The sequence below is a fragment of the Streptomyces sp. NBC_00876 genome (assembly GCF_045207435.1).
In the GTDB taxonomy this organism is placed as follows: Bacteria; Actinomycetota; Actinomycetes; order Streptomycetales; family Streptomycetaceae; genus Streptomyces.
This window is the reverse complement of sequence record NZ_CP108800.1, coordinates 4119206-4134863: the sequence shown is the minus strand read 5'-3', so window position 1 is coordinate 4134863 and position 15658 is coordinate 4119206. Positions and strand designations below refer to the sequence as shown.

The following is a 15658-nucleotide window of genomic DNA, read 5'->3' as shown; positions in this document are numbered from 1 at the left end:
GGGAGCCTGGCCGGGTCCGTTGCCCGGACCGCCGCGGCTCGCTCGCTCCGCTCGCTCATTGTCGTACTACTTCCGCAGCTCGATGACGGTCTTGCCGATCCTGATCGGCGCGCCCAGCGGAACAGGCGTCGGGGTGGTGAGGCGGGTCCGGTCCAGATACGTGCCGTTGGTGGACCCGAGATCCTCGACGATCCACTGGCCGTCACGGTCGGGGTAGATCCTGGCATGCCTGCTGGACGCGTAGTCGTCATCCAGCACGATCGTTGAATCATGGGCCCGGCCCAGCGTGATGGTCTGCCCCTGGAGCGCCACCGTGGTGCCGGTGAGCGTGCCCTCGGAGACGACCAGCTTGGTCGGTGCTCCCCGGCGCTGGCGGCCGGGCTGCTGGCGTTGCTGCGGCGGTGCCGCGGCGGTCTGGCGTGCCTGTGGAGGGCGCGCGTCGGTCGCAGTGCGGCGTGAGCCGCGCTGCGTCACGCGCGTTCCGAACAGGTCGCTGCGAATGACCTGGACGGCCACGATCACGAACAGCCACAGAACAGCCAGGAATCCTAGCCGCATGACCGTAAGGGTCAGCTCTGACATTGCCCCCGCTTCACCCTTCGGCTTGCCGGTAAACGATGGTGGTACTGCCCACGACGATCCGTGAGCCGTCGCGGAGCGTAGCGCGGGTTGTGTGCTGTCCGTCTACCACGATGCCGTTGGTGGACCCGAGATCCTGGATCGTCGAGGGCGTTCCGGTCCTGATCTCGCAGTGCCGGCGGGAGACGCCGGGGTCGTCGATCCGCACGTCGGCGTCGGTGCTGCGCCCCATGACGAGCGTCGGGCGGGAGATCTGATGGCGGGTGCCGTTGATCTCGATCCAGCGCCGCACCTGCGCGTTCGGCAGGGGGCTGGGAGTCGCCGGCGGACGGCGGTCGGACCCGGGCGCTCCGGGACGCCCGCCACCCGGCGGCGGGGCCGCGGGCATGGGCGGGGGGGAGCTGGGCGGGTAGCCGTAGCCGCCGGTGGGCTGCGGGGCTGCGGGGCGTCCGGGACGGGCCGGCGGGGCCTCTCCCGGGTGGCCCTGCTGTGACGAACTCGACGCCAGGGTGCGGCTGCGGACCCGGTAGAGACCGGTGTCGAGGTCTTCGGCCTTCTCGAGATGGACCTTGATGGGGCCCATGAAGGTGTACCGCTGTTGCTTGGCGTAGTCCCGGACCAGTCCGGAGAGCTCGTCGCCCAGCTGGCCGGAGTACGGGCTGAGCCGCTCGTAGTCGGGGGCGCTGAGCTCGACGATGAAGTCGTTGGGGACGACGGTCCGCTCTCGGTTCCAGATCGTGGCGTTGTTGTCGCACTCCCGCTGGAGGGCACCCGCGATCTCGACCGGCTGGACCTCGGACTTGAAGACCTTGGCGAAAGTGCCATTGACCAGACCTTCGAGACGCTGCTCGAAACGCTTCATGACTCCCACGGGGCACCTCCTCCGGTGTCGTCGTCCCTGTACTGCTTACTGATCGTATCCACGCGTCGGGAAATCGGCTGGTTCCCCTTGTCTGCACTGTGGATGAGTGTCCCCCCTCACACGGATCGTAGAGGCGGCCTCCTGACAGTGTCCCGCACCTTGGGTGCACTCAGGAGGAGTGGGGGGCGGCCGCTCCGGGTTCCCGTTTCCCTCCGGGCGTTCGGCGAAACAAACGGATGTGAATCCACCCTGTCCAGCGTGCTAATCTTCCGTTTGTCGCCAGGCGCTCACAGTGCAAGTGAGAGTCTGGAAACACCACTCATGCGCGAGTGGCGGAACGGCAGACGCGCTGGCTTCAGGTGCCAGTGTCCTTAGGGACGTGGGGGTTCAAATCCCCCCTCGCGCACAAGAGAGAAGCCCCACAGGCCATTGGCTTGCGGGGCTTCTTCAGTTTGGTCTCCAGGCTTCGTCTCCGGGCTTCGCCGCCCGGTTGCGTCTCCCGGTTGCGTCTCCCGGTTCGGTCTCCCGGTTTGGGTTCAGGGTTTGGTCCCAGGGTTTGGTTTCACGTGAAACGCCCGATTCGCGGTCTCCGTCGAGTCGAGAGGCTGTGAATCGGGACGGTTGCAACGGAAGGGCCGGGGTCCGTGGACCCCGGCCCTTCCGTTGCTGCGGGCGAATCAGGCGGCGAGGCGGGCGGCGAGGGCCTTGGCCTTCTCCGCGGCGTCGTCGAGCGCCTTGGTGCGGGAGGCGTCGGCGAGCGGAATGAGCTCGGCCATCTGCGGGTTGACGCGGGCCAGGGTCAGCTCCGGGACGATGAAGTCGATCTCGGCGGCGAACATGGCCGTCAGCAGCTTCTCCAGGTAGTTCTGGACGAACTCGGCGTCCGCGCGCGGAGTGCCCGGGGCGTACGAGCCGCCGCGGCTGGCGACGATGGTGAACGGGGTGCCGGCCACCGGACTGTCGGGGCCGACGTTGTGGCCCACGATGATCACGTGGTCGAGCCAGGCCTTGAGTGTCGACGGAATCGTGAAGTTGTACATCGGGGCGCCGATCAGGACCGCGTCCGCGGCAGCCAGTTCGGCAGCCAGCTCGCCGCGCAGCGGGTGCTCGGCACCGGCGGCGAGGGCCGAGGCGTTCAGGTGCGGCAGGGGCTCGGTGGCGAGATCGCGGTAGACGACCTTTCCGTCGGGGTGCTGCTCACGCCAGGTCTGCACGAATGCGGCGGTGACCTCGCGCGACGAGGAGCCCTCGGGGGTGATGGCGGAGTCGAGGTGCAGGAGTGTGGCCATGGGGGATCTCCACGATTTCGGTGCGGTGGCGGGCCGTGGGGCGGGCCGAGTTTTCGTACGCACCTAGTAATAACATAGGGACTTACTTTTCGTAAGTCCCTCACGGTGACGCAGTACCCTGGGCGTATGGCTGATCACAGCGAACAGGCGTGCCGACGGGTCGATGTGGGCATCAGTCGCGTCTTCGAGCTGTTCGGTAAGCGCTGGACGGGGCCGATCGTCTCCGTGCTGCTTCAGCAGCCCGTGCACTTCGCCGATCTGCGGCGGGCGATCCCGGGCATCAGCGAGCGCATGCTTTCGGACCGGCTGTCCGAGCTGGGCGCTGCGGGGCTGGTCGTTCGCGAGGTCGACGAAGGGCCGCCGCTGCGTGTCGCGTACCGCCTGACGCCGGCCGGTGCCGCGATGGAGCCCGCGCTCAAGGAGCTGGGGCGTTGGGCGGAGACGCACCTGAAGGACGACGTAGGCGGCTGCTAGCCGGCTGTACGGGCGGTCGGGGCTGCGGGGCTGCGGGGCTGCGGTGCGGCGGGCGTCAGGTGGCGGGCGGCAGCGGAGTGTCCGGGCTGCTCGCCGAGTTGTAGCGCAGCAGGTACGTGGCGAAGCGTGCGAGGTCTTCCGCTGTCCACTCCGCGAGGCGTTCCTGGTAGGCGGCCCGGCGGCTGGCCTGGGTCGAGGTGAGCGCCCGTGATCCGGCCTCGGTGGGGTGCAGCACCTGGATGCGGTGGTCGTCCGGATCCGGGTGGCGCTCGACCAGGCCGAGCTTCTCCAGCGTGCCGACCTGCCGGCTGACCGTGGACTTGTCGAGCATGTAGTGCGCGGCCAGATCCGTGGCGCGGCATCCCTGTTGGTCCTCGATGTGCGCCAGCAGCGTGTATGAGACCAGTGGCAACTCCGGATGGAGGCGGGCCGCCGCTGCTCGCGCGCGGCGCGCGAAGGCGGTCAGTTCGCGCTGGATGACATCCAGCGACTCTTCGCGTTCTCCGGGGGTGCCTGGCACGGGCTCGCCTTCCTCGAAAGTTCAGTTGTATAGTACAACGGAATAGGAGTTGTAAAAGCCAACCATCTGCCGAATGTCTGGAGCTTTCCGATGTCCACAGGCCCGAGCGCCACCACCGGTAACACCGCAGGAGCGCTGCGCCATGTGCTGAGCCACCTCGTCACGCCCCTGCTGATGTGCGTCGGGATGGGGCTCGCCTACCTCGGGGCCTTCCATGCCCCGCAGCCGCACGATCTGCGGGTGGATGTGGTCGGCTCCGGGCCGAGTGCGCAAGTGCTCGCTCAGACATTGCAGGACAAGGGCGACGGGGCGCTGACCGTCCGCACGGTCGCCGACCGCGCCACCGCGGTCGACCACCTGGCGACGCAGGCGAGTTACGGCGCCTACATTCCGGGCCGGGCTCCCGAACTGCTGGTGGCCACAGCCTCCTCCGACACAAGCGCGACGGTGGTGGAGAAGGTCTTCACGGGGGTGGCGGCCGGACAGGGCGCTCCGCTGAAGGTGACGAACACGGCCCCCACGGCCGACGGCGACCCGACCGGACAGGGGATCTTCTTCCTGCTCGTCGCCGTGAGCATCGGCTCGTATGCGTCCGTGGCCGTGATCGGCGGAGCCGGGGCGGTTCTGGCGCTGTGGATCAGGGCCGCGCTGGCCATCGGCGCTTCGCTCGTGGTGAGTGTGATCGGAGCGGCGTTCGCGGGGCCACTGTTCGGGCTCGTGGATCACGGGCTCGGGGGCCTCTGGGCGATTGCGTGGCTCTACTCGGCGGGCATTCTGCTGATCGGCGTCGGCCTGCACACCTTCCTCAAGCGGTGGACCACGCTCGGGATCATGGTGCTGTTCGTCATGCTCAACTTCACCAGCTCCGGCGGGATCTTCCGCCCCGAGCTGCAGCCCGGGTTCTTCGGCGCGCTGCACTCCTTCTGGAACGGGGCGGGCTTCGTCGAAGGTGTCCGCAGCCATGTGTACTTCGGCGGCCACGCGCTCGGCGGGCATCTGCTGGTGCTCGCCCTCTGGTTCGCGGTGGGCCTGGTGATGGTGGCCCTGGCAGGTCTGGCCGAGCGCAAGCGCCGGGAGGCCGTGTCAGGCGGCGCACCGGCGGCTGCGGGGGAGCGAACCGGAAACCGGGCGGAGCAGACGGTAGGGGCCGGGCTGGCGAAGCCGGCAGGGGCCGGGGCGGGCGCGGGGCCGGGGTCGGAGGGCGAGGAGGATGCCGAACAGGAGATGGAGGAGGCCGTGGGCGTCTGACCTGGGCGGCCGGCGCGGCGGCGGAAGTTGTCCACAGGCTGTCGGGCAAGTCGTCCACAGGGGCAGACGGCCGTCGGTGGACGGCGGTACCGTCGTCGGCAGTTGATGTTGGGCCGGACGCCCGGCTGCGTCGGGCGAGGGCGGGGGAGGCTGCGCGACATGGGCGGAATCGAAGCGGCAGTGCCGGTACAGCGGATCCAGCGGGCCGTGAAGGGGGAGCCGCGCATTCCGGTCGTGCCCGGGTTCGCGCGACGCGCGGACCCGGCGGACCCCAGCGCTTCCCGGTCACCGAGAGACGCGGGCCGGGCGCTGCGCCAGCGTGTCCCCCGGTCCTCGCACGACTCGCTGGTCCTGCCCGCCGGGCGGCCCGACGCGGTGCGGGCGGTCGAGGAGTCGAACCGGGGCCGGGTGCCCGGGCTCACCCCGATCCGGGTGGGCCGGATGGCCGCCACCCCGTTCGCCTTTCTGCGGGGCTCGGCCGGGCTGATGGCCCACGACCTGGTGGGCACCCCTGTCACCGGGGTGGCTGCCCAGCTCTGCGGTGATGCGCATGCGGCCAACTTCGGTCTGTACGGCGATGCGCGGGGCAGCCTGGTCATCGATCTGAACGACTTCGACGAGACCGTGGCCGGTCCGTGGGAATGGGATCTCAAGCGCCTCGCCACCTCGCTCGTACTCGCGGGCCGCGAGGCGGGTGCGGACGAGGACACCTGCCGTCGGGGCGCGTACGACACGGTGGGCGCCTACCGGCGGACGATGAGGCTGCTGGCCAGACTGCCGGCGCTCGACGCGTGGAACGCCATCGCCGACGAGGAGCTCGTCTCGCACACGGACGCACGGGATCTGCTCGGTACGTTGGAGCGGGTCTCGCAGAAGGCCCGTAACAACACCAGCGCCCGCTTCGCGGCGAAGTCGACTCAGGACTCCGGGGACGGCGGACGCCGGTTCGTCGACGCACCGCCGGTGCTGCGCCGCGTGCCCGACGCTGAGGCCGCGGCGGTGGCGGTGGGACTCGGCGACTATCTGGGGACCGTCTCGCAGGACCGGGTCCCGCTGCTCGCCCGGTATGCGATCCACGATGTGGCGTTCCGGGTGGTCGGCACGGGGAGCGTGGGCACCCGTTCGTACGTGGTGCTGCTGCTGGATCACCGGGGTGAGCCGCTGGTACTGCAGGTGAAGGAGGCCAGGCCCTCAGTGCTCGCACCGTATCTGCCCGCTGTGGGGTTCGACGTGCCGGAGGTGGAGCACGAGGGGCGTCGGGTGGTGCTCGGGCAGAAGCGGATGCAGGTGGTCAGCGACATCCTGCTGGGCTGGGCAACCGTGGACGGGCGGCCTTTCCAGGTACGGCAGTTCAGGAATCGCAAGGGCAGCGTCGATCCGGCGGCACTGTCGGCCGACCAGGTCGACGACTACGGGCGGATGACCGGCGCGCTCCTTGCCCGGGCCCATGCGCACAGCGTCGATCCTCGGCTGATCGCGGGCTACTGCGGTAAGAACGACGAGCTGGACGAGGCGATGGCGTCGTTCGCGGTGACGTATGCGGACCGTACCGAGGCGGATCACGCGGAGCTGGTGCGGGCCATCGGGGCGGGGCGGCTCTCTGCCGAGCTGGGGGTGTGACGTCCGGGGGCGTGACATCCGTCCAGGCGTGCGATGGCTGCCGGTCCGAAGGGCGTGACGTTCATCGGGCCGGGACGGGAGGGACAGAGCGGGACGGTTGTCGGGCAGGAGCGGGATGGGGGCGGGACGGTCATCGGGCCGGGTGTGACGTCCGTTCCGCCGACCGTGTGTGCTCGGCGGGTGAGCGGTGGCCATACGCTGGACGGGTGACCCACGAAGCCGCCGGGGTGCCGACCACCCGGAACGACGATGACCGGCAGGACGACGACCCTCAGGACGAGCAGTCCGGGTCGCCGGCCGACGCCGAGCCGACCACTGCGCAGACTGCCGAGGCGACGACCGGGACGAACGCCGGGCCGGCGGCTGCTGAGCCGGTAGCCGCGGCGTCCGCTGCTGCTGGGCCGGTCGCTGAGCAGGAGCGGCCCGAGGCGCGGCTTGCGCATGCGGTGCGGGTGGCCGAGCAGGCCCTGATCGAGTTCGAGATCGCGGTGGAGACGTTCCGGGTCGAGGTCGAGAACTTCTCCCGGCTGCACCACCAGCGGCTGGGGCCGATGTACGCGCGGCTCGATGAGCTCGATGCACAGATCGCCGAGGCGCGGGCCGCCATGACCGGTGACCCAGAGGACCTGCGCAAGGCGCAGGAAGCGCGGGCGATCGTGATGCCCATGCCAGGGGTCGAGGAGCTGTTCCACGACTGGATCGACTCCGACGGTCTGTCCCCCGAGGCGGCGGCCATGCTGACCGAGCAGCCGGTCCGGCCGCCGAAGCGTGTCCGGCCGACCGAGGAGGCGCGCAAGCTCTATCGCGAGCTGGCTCGCAAAGCCCATCCGGATCTGGCTCAGGACGAGGGGGAGCGGGCCCGACGGGACGAGTTCATCACCCGCGTCAACGCCGCATACGGGCGTGGGGACGAGGCACTGCTCAAGGAGCTGGCCCAGGAATGGGCGGCCGGGCCGGTCGCGCCGCAGGCCGAACTGGGTGAGGCCGACGAGCTCTACGCTCGGCTGAACTGGCTGACCCAGCGCAAGGAACTGCTTGCCGAGCTCGCCCAAGAGCTGGAGCAGAGCGCGATCGGGGCCATGCTGCGGATGGCCCCGGACGACCCGGATCATCTGCTCGAGGAGATCGCCGAACAGCTGCTGGGCGAGGTCTCGCAGCGCGAGGCGGAGCTGGCAGCGCTGGTGCAGTAGCGTTTTCGGTGACTCCGGAGCGTATTGACGAGAGAAGGCATGACCCATGAATTTCGGCCCGCTTCCCACGGTCGATGTGACGGCGGTACCGGCGGACGGCCTCGTGCTGGACGTCCGGGAGGACGACGAATGGGCGGCCGGGCATGTCGACGGCGCCCTGCACATTCCGATGAGCGCCTTCGTGGGCCGCTTCGGTGAGCTGACCGAAGCGGCGCAGGACGGCCGGCGCGTGCATGTGATGTGCCGGGTCGGCGGCCGGTCCGCCCAGGTCACCCAGTATCTGGTGCAGCAGGGCATCGACGCTGTGAACATCGACGGCGGAATGCTCGCATGGGACAGTGCCGGGCGCCCGATGGTCACGGACAGCGGCAACCCGGCCTTCGTCGTCTGACCAGGCCGGACACGGCATTGTCCGAGCGGACCGGATAGAGCTTCACCCGGGCCGGACCGGGATCTGCCCGGGCTGGACAGAGCTTCGTCCGGGCCGGACAGGGCTTCGCCCGGGCGTGCCGCTCCTGGCGGGAAGCTTTCCGTCGGGAGCGGCAGGCCGGGCTGCCGGGGACCGGCCGCCGGGCGGATCCGCCGCGTCTCAGCCGAGGGGGTGCGCGGCCAGCAGGTCGCCCAGGGCCTCTTCGTGAGCCGCCGCCGGGCCGAGGGACAGCTCGATCTGCTTAGCCCAGGCGTGGAAGCGGTGCAGGGGGTAGTCGGTGTCCGCGCCAAAGCCGCCGTGCAGATGCTGCGCCGTCTGCACGACCCGGCGGACTCCGTCGGATGCCCAGATCTTCGCCACCGCGATATCGCCTGCCGGGGGCAGCGCTCCACTCTCACCGGTGGCGATCCTCCAGGCTGCCTGCCAGAGGGTCACCTCCATGGCCCGCAGATCGATGTAGCGGTCCGCCGCCTGGACGGCCACGGACTGGAAGGTCGCCACGGGAAAGCCGAACTGCTCGCGCTTGCCCGTGTACTGGCTTGTCATGGCCAGCACGGTTTCGCCGAGACCCAGTGCGAGCGCGCAGGTTCCGGTGGTGAGCAGGGCGTTCAGCCAGTCCCAGGCGCCATCGGCGTCGATCAGCTCGCGCGGTTCGATCCGTACCGCGTCCAGCCGTACCTCGCCGAACAGTTCGCCGTTGGTTGAGACCTGCTCCGCGATGGTGAGACCGTCGTGATCGCGCCGGACGAGAGCGAGAACGGCCTTGCCCTCCGGGGTGTGGGCGGGCACCGCGATCAGGTCCGCAGCCTGTGCCCAGGGCACGCCCGACTGCACCCCGTCCAGGACCCAGGCCGCGCTCCTCCCGGCCCCGTTCCCTGCCCCGTCCACCGCTCCGTCCCCGGCGTTGTCCAGGCGCGCGGTGACGGCGAGTTCGGCCGGGTCGTGGCCGGTGCGGCCATTGGCGCCGACGGTGAGAACCAGCTCGCCCCGGCCGACTCGGGGCAGCAGTTCCGCAGCCACCCCCTGATCGCCGTAGCGTTGGAGAGCCATCGCGACCGCGCATGTCTCCAGGAGCGGAACCCGCGCGAGAACCTTCGCGGACTCGCGCAGTACCAGGCAGAGCGCGATCAGGTCGAGACCGGCCCCGCCGTGTTCGGGCGCCAGGGTCAGGCTCAGCAGGTCACCGGCGGCGAGACCGGCCCACAACCGCCGGTCGATGTCCTCGGCCACCGCACCCGGTACGAGTGCCGGGCTGGGCACCGCATCGGGCGCGACGCCCGAGAAGACCGCCTGCGCCGCCTCTGTGGCTGCCTGCTGTTCCTCGGTGAAGGTGAAGTCCACTGTCCTGGCCTCCCGCGAACCGCTGCGCCCGTACTCGGACCTGACGGATCGTCAAGATAGAACAGGTTCTACAAGAAGGGAACAGCTGTGTGCCGTGACGCGCATGCCGCGCGGCGTGCGCCGGGCCGCATATGCCGCGCGGCGACCGTCCGGCCACGTATACCGGTCCGGCCGGTGCCGGGTCAGCGGTCGAAGTCGAGCTCTACCTCCCCGGTCACCGGATGGGACTGGCAGGCCAGGACGTAACCCGCTTCCGTCTCCTCCGGCTCCAGCGCGAAATTGCGGTTCATCCGCACCTCGCCCGAGACCAGGAAGGCGCGGCAGGTCCCGCATACCCCGCCCTTGCAGGCGTACGGCGCGTCCGAACGGCTGCGCAGCACCGTTTCCAGCAGCGATTCGCCTTCCTGTACCGGCCACTTGCCCGAGCGGCCGTCCAGGGTCGCCGTGAGTGTGCTGTGCGCGGGTGCTTCGGCCCGGGGCCGGGGGGAGGTGTCCGGAGCCTCGTCGACGTGGAAGATCTCCTGGTGGATACGGGCCCGGTCGACGCCCAGGCCGTGCAGCGCGCCCTCCGCTGCCCGGACCAGGCCGAGCGGTCCGCACAGATACCAGCCGTCGATCTCCGCCACCCGCAGCAGAGCCGGCAGCAGTCCGGTGAGCCGCTCGCGATCCAGCCGTCCCGAGGGGAGGCCGGCCTGCTGCTCCTCCCGGGAGAGCGCGGTGACCAGCTGGAACCGGTCCGGGTAGCGGTCCTTGAGGTCGGCGACCTCGTCCAGGAACATCGTCGACGCGGCGCTCCGGTCGCTCCGGATCAGGCAGAACGTCGCGTCGGGCACGCGGGCCAGCAGGGTCGCCGCGATGGACAGCACCGGGGTGATGCCGCTGCCGCCGACGACCGCCGCGAACTGTCCGGGACGCGGGGCCAGGACGAAGCGGCCCATCGGAGGCATCGCTTCGATCTCGTCGCCGACCGCCAGTTCCTTGATCGCGTAGGTGGAGAAGGCGCCGCCGTCGACGAGCCGGATGCCCACCCGCAGTGCCGGACCGGCCGGCTGCTCGGTGGCCGGTGCGCAGATCGAGTACGACCGGCGGACCTCCTGGCCGTCGACGGTGTAGCGGACGTTGAGATGCTGGCCGGGCTTGTGGCGGAAGGTCTCGTGCAGATCCGGCGGCACGGCGAGGGTGACGGCCACCGAATCGTCCGTGAGCCGCTCGATCGCGCTGACCCGGAGCGGATGGAACATCTACAACTCCTTGAAATGGTCGAAGGGTTCACGGCAGGCCACGCAGCGGCGCAGCGCCTTGCAGGCGGTGGACGAGAACCGGCTCAGCAGCTCCGTGTCGGTGGAACCGCAGTGCGGGCAGCGGATGGACAGGGCGAGAGGTACTGGTTCGCCCGAGGGGGAGGCGGCGCCGTTCGGCCGAGGGGGTGCGATGCCGAACTCGGCCAGCTTGCGACGTCCTTCCGCGCTGATGTCGTCCGTCGACCAGGCGGGTGAGAGGACCGTGACGACGGAGACCTCGGTCATCCCGTGGTCGTGCAGCACGCGCTCGATGTCCGCGGACATGGCCTCTATCGCCGGGCAGCCGGTGTAGGTCGGCGTGAGCCTGACCGTGACGCGGCCCGGTGCCGGCACGTCCACGCCCCGGACCACTCCCAGCTCCTCCAGGGTCAGGACGGGCAGTTCGGGATCGGGGACTGAGCCCGCGAGGCTGAGCAGTTCCTCCTCCAGCGGAGTCGAGGTCACCATGACGCCCCCGGATGGCTGCGGTGCAGATGCTGCATCTCCGCGATCATGCGGCCGAAGGGCTCCGTGTGGATGCCCTGTCTGCCGGCCCCGGCCGTCCAGGCGCCGGACTGCGGACCTGTCGGCACGGTCAGCGTCGCCCGCTCCAGCACGGTGGTGACGGAGTCGAGCCAGCGGCTGTGAAGCGCCTGCCAGTCCACGTCCACACCCTCGACGGGCTGGAACAGCTCACCGGTGTATCGCCACAGCGCATCGACCGCCCGCTGCATCCGCCCGTGGCTCTCCGCGGTGCCGTCACCGAGCCGCAGCGTCCACTGCTCGGCGTGGTCCCGGTGGTAGGCGACCTCCTTGACCGCCTTGCCCGCCAGCCCGGCGAACTCGCCGTCACCGAGCGCCAGTTGCTCGTACAGTCCGTGCTGGTGGACGGAGAAGTACAGCTGCCGGGCGATGGTGTGGGCGAAGTCGCCGTTCGGCTGCTCGACCAGCTGGACGTTGCGGAAGGCGCGTTCCTCGCGCAGATACGCCAGCTCGTCCTCGTCACCGGCCAGGGAGAGCAGCAGCCGGGCCTGGCCCAGCAGGTCCAGAGCGATGTTGGCCAGGGCCACTTCCTCCTCCAGCACGGGGGCGTGGCCGGCCCACTCCCCCAGCCGGTGCGACAGCACCAGCGCGTCGTCGCCGAGGGCGAGGGCGGCGGTCACAGGTGCTTCACCCCTTCCGGGATCTCGTAGAAGGTGGGGTGCCGGTAGGGCTTGTCGCCCGCCGGTTCGAAGAACGTGTCCTTCTCGTCCGGCGAGGACGCCGTGATCTGAGCGGACGGCACCACCCAGAGGGAGACTCCCTCGGACCGGCGTGTGTAGAGATCGCGGGCGTTGCGCAGGGCCATCTCGGCGTCCGGGGCGTGCAGGCTCCCGGCATGGGTGTGCGAGAGCCCGCGCCGCGAGCGTACGAACACCTCCCAGAGCGGCCAGTCGGTCGAGCTGCTCATGCTGTCGCCTCCCCGTTCGGTACAACCGTGTGTTTCTGTGCGTACGCGGCGGCGGCGTCCCGGACCCAGGCGCCTTCCTCGTGTGCCCGGCGGCGCTGGGTGAGCCGCTGCTCGTTGCACGGTCCGTTGCCCTTCAGGACCTCCTGGAACTCCGTCCAGTCGATGGCTCCGAAGTCGTGCCGTCCCTGCTCCTCGTTCCACCGGAGGTCAGGGTCGGGGAGGGCGAGACCCAGCACCTCGGCCTGCGGGACACAGATGTCCACGAAGCGCTGCCGCAGCTCGTCGTTGGAATGCCGCTTGATCTTCCAGGTCATCGACTGGGCCGAGTGCGACGAGGCGTCGTCCGGCGGGCCGAACATCATCAGGGACGGCCACCACCACCGGTTCACCGCGTCCTGGGCCATCTCGTGCTGCGCGGGTGTGCCGTTGCTGAGCGCCAGCAGCAGCTCGTATCCCTGGCGCTGGTGGAAGGACTCCTCCTTGCAGACGCGGACCATGGCCCGGGCGTAGGGGCCGTAGGAGCAGCGGCAGAGAGGCACCTGGTTGGTGATCGCGGCACCGTCCACGAGCCAGCCGATCGCGCCGACGTCCGCCCAGGTCAGCGTCGGGTAATTGAAGATCGACGAATACCTCTGACGGCCTGCGTGGAGCTTGTCGAGCAGCTCCTCACGGCCGGTGCCCAGGGTCTCGGCCGCGCTGTACAGATACAGACCGTGTCCCGCCTCGTCCTGCACCTTGGCCATGAGGATGGCCTTGCGGCGCAGCGAGGGTGCGCGGGTGATCCAGTTGGCCTCGGGCTGCATGCCGATGATTTCGGAGTGGGCGTGCTGGGCCATTTGCCTGACCAGTGAGGCGCGGTAGGCGTCGGGCATCCAGTCGCGCGGTTCGATCCGCTCGTCGGCCGCCACCGCGGCGTCGAAAGCCGCCTCCAGGGCCACGTCCACCCCATCGGTACTGCCCGCTGTCGCCTGCGCTGTCTGGCCCGCAGTCACTGCCGCCATCCCGGACTCCCTACCGACCGATCGTTCGGTTCAATGTCTTCAATGGTGAGTCTGCGGCCCGTAGGGTGTCAACCCTGTGGATAACTGACCGGGATCGATGGGGATCGGGGCGGGATGGACTCGTACGGCGGCAGGGGCGTCGGCGGTGGGGGCGAGAGCGTGGCCGGCCCCGATCCACATCCGGTTCCCGGGCCGCGTACAGGCCCCGGCCTGCGGGCCGGTCCGGACGCTGACGCCGGCTCGGAGCCCGGCGCCGGGCAGGCGTCCGACGGAGGGCCGGAGTCCGGAGCCGGTTCGGGGTCCGGGGCCGGTTCGGGCCTGCGCACCGGAATGGCGGGGCTGTCATTTCCGTACCAGGTCGTCGCCGCCGTGGCACTGTCGGTGATCGGGCTGATCGCGGGCGTTCAGCTGGTCATGGTGTTTCTGCACGTCGCACCCTCCAACACGCTGACCAAGCAGCACGGCGAAGCGGTCGACGAATGGGTCTATCCGGAGTTCGAGCAGAACTGGAAGCTCTTCGCGCCCAATCCGCTGCAACAGAACATCGCCGTGCAGGTACGCGCCGAGACAGCCGGCTCCGACGGCCGCCGGACCACGTCCTGGCGGAATCTCTCGGGTGAGGACGGCCAAGCGATACGGGGCAATCCGTTGCCCAGCCACGTCCAGCAGAACGAGCTCCGCAGGGCCTGGGACTTCTATCTCGGGTCCCACGACAGCCAGAACCGGGCCAACGGCCCGCGCGGCACCCTCTCCGAGCAGTACATCCGCCGCATCGTGATGCTGCGCCTCAGCGAGCACGACTACGGCAACACCGTCCTGAGGATCCAGGTCCGGTCCGAGGTGCGGTCCGTCGCGGCGCCGGACTGGAGCGACGAGAAGATCAGCACCGCGCCGTCCTACCGGGTGCTGCCCTGGTGGACCGTCACCGAAGCCGACCTGCCCAAGGGCTCGGCCGACTCCGAGGAGGCGGACCAGTGAGCACGCCCGGCCCCGACCACAGGCTCGCCCGCGGAATCCAGCGCATCACCGCCTCGGCCCTGGGCCCGTACCAGAGCGCCGTCATCCGTATCGGCTTCTCCGCCACCTACCTGCTGTTCCTGCTGCGCGAACTCCCCCACCGGCACGAGATGTACGGCCCCGACGCCCCGTGGCGCTGGGACATGGCGCAGCAGCTGATATCGGGCAACCGGGCCTTCACGGCGCTGATGTGGTCGGACAGCACCGTCTGGTTCGAGGCCGTGTATGCCCTGGCGCTGATCTCCGCCGCGTTGCTGATGGTGGGATGGCACACCCGTGCCATGTCCGTCCTGTTCATGGCCGGGGTGCTCTCGCTGCAGAACCGCAGCATCTTCATGGGTGACGGCGGCGACAACGTCATCCATCTGATGGCGATCTATCTGATGCTGACCCGGTGCGGGCAGGTCTGGTCGCTGGACGCCCGCCGTGCGCGGCGCCGGGCCGCTGGGGTGGAAGCCCTGGATGCCGTGGACGAGGTGGACGAGGCGCACTGGACGCGTGTGGCGGACGAGGGCGGGGAGCCGTACGCGAAGGCCGGTGGCGGGCGTCCGGCGCGGGGGGATGTGGCCGGTCCGCTGCTGTGGGCGGTGCTGGGTGCCGTTCTCCTCGGGGCCACGGTGACGGACAGCCTGGGCGGAACCGTCTGGCTGCCGGTTCTCCTCTGGATTCTGTGGACCGGCCACGCCGCCTGGTGGGCCGTGAACCGGAACGCACCGCGCAGCGAGCTGCGCACCCTGCTCGATGTCATCGCCAACCTCGCCCACAACGCCACTCTCGTCGTGATCATGGCCGAGGTCTGTCTGATCTACGCAACCGCCGGCTGGTACAAGATCCAGGGCTCGCGATGGCAGGACGGCACGGCGCTGTACTACCCCCTCAAGCTCAACTACTTCACGCCTTGGCCCGGCCTCTCGGACATGCTCGCTTCCAGCGGTGTGATGGTGATGGTGCTGTCGTACGCCACGGTCATCGTGCAGGTCGCCTTCCCCTTCACCCTGTTCAACCGGCGCGTCAAGAACGTGCTGCTGGTCGCGATGATCTGCGAGCACGCCGGCATCGCCATCCTGCTGGGCCTGCCCTTCTTCTCGATGGCCATGATCGCCGCGGACGCAGTGTTCCTGCCGACCGTCTTCCTGGTGTGGCTGGGCGGCCGGGTGACGCTCGGGCGGGAGCGGCTGTTCCGGCGGCGCGGCAGGGTTCCGGGTCAGCGGGATGCCGCCGGCGGCCGGGAGGCACCGCAGCACAGCGACGGCGGGGGCCATACGCTCGTCGGGTGAGCAGCGAGACAGGCAGTACGAGCAGTACGGGCAGTGCGGGCAGTGCCGGAAGTACGGGCAGCGCCGGAAGCGCGGGAGGG

17 protein-coding genes and 1 tRNA gene are annotated in these 15658 nt (G+C 69.9%); 8 read left to right on the top strand and 10 right to left on the bottom strand.

The window, feature by feature from the left end; translation table 11 throughout:
- Positions 1 to 66 precede the first annotated feature (66 nt).
- Together OG782_RS18130 and OG782_RS18125 are read right to left on the bottom strand one after the other, a co-directional pair.
- Complete coding sequence (locus OG782_RS18130; RefSeq protein ID WP_148019768.1) at positions 67 to 582, bottom strand: FHA domain-containing protein; 516 nt, start codon at positions 580 to 582, stop codon at positions 67 to 69.
- A 10-nt stretch (positions 583 to 592) separates the two neighbouring features.
- Positions 593 to 1450, bottom strand: coding sequence for an FhaA domain-containing protein (locus tag OG782_RS18125; protein WP_406452214.1), 858 nt, complete (start codon positions 1448 to 1450; stop codon positions 593 to 595).
- Between the two features lie 314 nt (positions 1451 to 1764).
- On the opposite strand from OG782_RS18125, the gene OG782_RS18120 reads away from it, so the two are divergent.
- A tRNA-Leu gene (locus tag OG782_RS18120) sits at positions 1765 to 1847 on the top strand.
- 271 nt (positions 1848 to 2118) lie between these two features.
- On the opposite strand, the gene OG782_RS18115 is transcribed toward OG782_RS18120, so the two are convergent.
- Complete coding sequence (locus tag OG782_RS18115; RefSeq protein ID WP_406452212.1) at positions 2119 to 2730, bottom strand: FMN-dependent NADH-azoreductase; 612 nt, start codon at positions 2728 to 2730, stop codon at positions 2119 to 2121.
- A gap of 126 nt (positions 2731 to 2856) precedes the next feature.
- Here OG782_RS18115 and OG782_RS18110 point away from each other — a divergent pair, with 126 nt between their 5' ends.
- Positions 2857 to 3204 carry a winged helix-turn-helix transcriptional regulator gene (locus OG782_RS18110; protein ID WP_406452210.1) on the top strand — a complete coding sequence of 116 codons (348 nt, stop codon included), beginning with the start codon at positions 2857 to 2859 and terminating at the stop codon, positions 3202 to 3204.
- A 55-nt stretch (positions 3205 to 3259) separates the two neighbouring features.
- Here the strand turns inward: OG782_RS18110 and OG782_RS18105 are convergent, their stop codons facing one another.
- Positions 3260 to 3724: a MarR family winged helix-turn-helix transcriptional regulator gene (locus tag OG782_RS18105; protein ID WP_406452208.1), complete on the bottom strand. Its 465-nt coding sequence runs from the start codon at positions 3722 to 3724 to the stop codon at positions 3260 to 3262.
- 90 nt (positions 3725 to 3814) lie between these two features.
- Here OG782_RS18105 and OG782_RS18100 point away from each other — a divergent pair, with 90 nt between their 5' ends.
- The 4 genes from OG782_RS18100 (at position 3815) to OG782_RS18085 (ending at position 8173) form a co-directional block, all read left to right on the top strand.
- Positions 3815 to 4972: a hypothetical protein gene (locus tag OG782_RS18100; RefSeq protein WP_406452206.1), complete on the top strand. Its 1158-nt coding sequence runs from the start codon at positions 3815 to 3817 to the stop codon at positions 4970 to 4972.
- A gap of 159 nt (positions 4973 to 5131) precedes the next feature.
- Positions 5132 to 6592: a DUF2252 domain-containing protein gene (locus tag OG782_RS18095; protein ID WP_406452204.1), complete on the top strand. Its 1461-nt coding sequence runs from the start codon at positions 5132 to 5134 to the stop codon at positions 6590 to 6592.
- Positions 6593 to 6798: 206 nt separating this feature from the next.
- Positions 6799 to 7782: a hypothetical protein gene (locus tag OG782_RS18090; RefSeq protein ID WP_406452202.1), complete on the top strand. Its 984-nt coding sequence runs from the start codon at positions 6799 to 6801 to the stop codon at positions 7780 to 7782.
- A 46-nt stretch (positions 7783 to 7828) separates the two neighbouring features.
- Complete coding sequence (locus OG782_RS18085) at positions 7829 to 8173, top strand: rhodanese-like domain-containing protein (RefSeq protein WP_406452200.1); 345 nt, start codon at positions 7829 to 7831, stop codon at positions 8171 to 8173.
- A gap of 198 nt (positions 8174 to 8371) precedes the next feature.
- On the opposite strand, the gene OG782_RS18080 is transcribed toward OG782_RS18085, so the two are convergent.
- From OG782_RS18080 to paaA, 6 genes are all read right to left on the bottom strand, one after another.
- Positions 8372 to 9553, bottom strand: a complete 1182-nt coding sequence (locus OG782_RS18080) for an acyl-CoA dehydrogenase family protein (protein ID WP_406452198.1) — start codon at positions 9551 to 9553, stop codon at positions 8372 to 8374.
- Positions 9554 to 9735: 182 nt separating this feature from the next.
- A complete protein-coding gene (locus tag OG782_RS18075; protein WP_406452196.1) occupies positions 9736 to 10794 on the bottom strand; it encodes a 2Fe-2S iron-sulfur cluster-binding protein in 1059 nt (352 codons plus the stop codon).
- Positions 10795 to 11301 (bottom strand): 1,2-phenylacetyl-CoA epoxidase subunit PaaD, encoded by a 507-nt coding sequence (paaD, locus tag OG782_RS18070; protein WP_406452194.1) that lies wholly within the window; start codon positions 11299 to 11301, stop codon positions 10795 to 10797.
- Entirely contained in the window at positions 11295 to 11996 is a 702-nt protein-coding gene (gene paaC / locus OG782_RS18065; RefSeq protein WP_406452192.1) for a 1,2-phenylacetyl-CoA epoxidase subunit PaaC, read from the bottom strand. The genes paaD and paaC overlap by 7 nt, the downstream gene beginning before the upstream one ends.
- Positions 11993 to 12283, bottom strand: coding sequence for a 1,2-phenylacetyl-CoA epoxidase subunit PaaB (paaB, locus tag OG782_RS18060; protein ID WP_406452190.1), 291 nt, complete (start codon positions 12281 to 12283; stop codon positions 11993 to 11995). Before paaB ends, paaC begins: the two co-directional genes overlap by 4 nt.
- The gene (gene paaA, locus OG782_RS18055) at positions 12280 to 13284 is read right to left on the bottom strand and encodes a 1,2-phenylacetyl-CoA epoxidase subunit PaaA (protein ID WP_406452188.1); all 1005 of its coding nucleotides are present in this window, start codon (positions 13282 to 13284) and stop codon (positions 12280 to 12282) included. Before paaA ends, paaB begins: the two co-directional genes overlap by 4 nt.
- 114 nt (positions 13285 to 13398) lie before the next feature.
- On the opposite strand from paaA, the gene OG782_RS18050 reads away from it, so the two are divergent.
- A complete protein-coding gene (locus OG782_RS18050; protein ID WP_406452186.1) occupies positions 13399 to 14262 on the top strand; it encodes a DUF5819 family protein in 864 nt (287 codons plus the stop codon).
- Positions 14259 to 15578 carry an HTTM domain-containing protein gene (locus OG782_RS18045; protein WP_406452184.1) on the top strand — a complete coding sequence of 440 codons (1320 nt, stop codon included), beginning with the start codon at positions 14259 to 14261 and terminating at the stop codon, positions 15576 to 15578. Before OG782_RS18050 ends, OG782_RS18045 begins: the two co-directional genes overlap by 4 nt.
- Positions 15579 to 15658: the final 80 nt, after the last annotated feature.

What these genes read in the sequence shown, in the direction of transcription:
- OG782_RS18100 (WP_406452206.1), top strand. Translation starts at nt 3,815, where the DNA reads ATGTCCACAGGCCCGAGCGCCACCACCGGTAACACCGCAGGAGCGCTG.
- paaD (WP_406452194.1), bottom strand. Translation starts at nt 11,301, where the DNA reads ATGGTGACCTCGACTCCGCTGGAGGAGGAACTGCTCAGCCTCGCGGGC.
- OG782_RS18075 (WP_406452196.1), bottom strand. Translation starts at nt 10,794, where the DNA reads ATGTTCCATCCGCTCCGGGTCAGCGCGATCGAGCGGCTCACGGACGAT.
- OG782_RS18095 (WP_406452204.1), top strand. Translation starts at nt 5,132, where the DNA reads ATGGGCGGAATCGAAGCGGCAGTGCCGGTACAGCGGATCCAGCGGGCC.
- OG782_RS18110 (WP_406452210.1), top strand. Translation starts at nt 2,857, where the DNA reads ATGGCTGATCACAGCGAACAGGCGTGCCGACGGGTCGATGTGGGCATC.
- OG782_RS18115 (WP_406452212.1), bottom strand. Translation starts at nt 2,730, where the DNA reads ATGGCCACACTCCTGCACCTCGACTCCGCCATCACCCCCGAGGGCTCC.
- OG782_RS18050 (WP_406452186.1), top strand. Translation starts at nt 13,399, where the DNA reads ATGGACTCGTACGGCGGCAGGGGCGTCGGCGGTGGGGGCGAGAGCGTG.
- paaB (WP_406452190.1), bottom strand. Translation starts at nt 12,283, where the DNA reads ATGAGCAGCTCGACCGACTGGCCGCTCTGGGAGGTGTTCGTACGCTCG.
- OG782_RS18130 (WP_148019768.1), bottom strand. Translation starts at nt 582, where the DNA reads ATGTCAGAGCTGACCCTTACGGTCATGCGGCTAGGATTCCTGGCTGTT.
- OG782_RS18085 (WP_406452200.1), top strand. Translation starts at nt 7,829, where the DNA reads ATGAATTTCGGCCCGCTTCCCACGGTCGATGTGACGGCGGTACCGGCG.
- paaA (WP_406452188.1), bottom strand. Translation starts at nt 13,284, where the DNA reads ATGGCGGCAGTGACTGCGGGCCAGACAGCGCAGGCGACAGCGGGCAGT.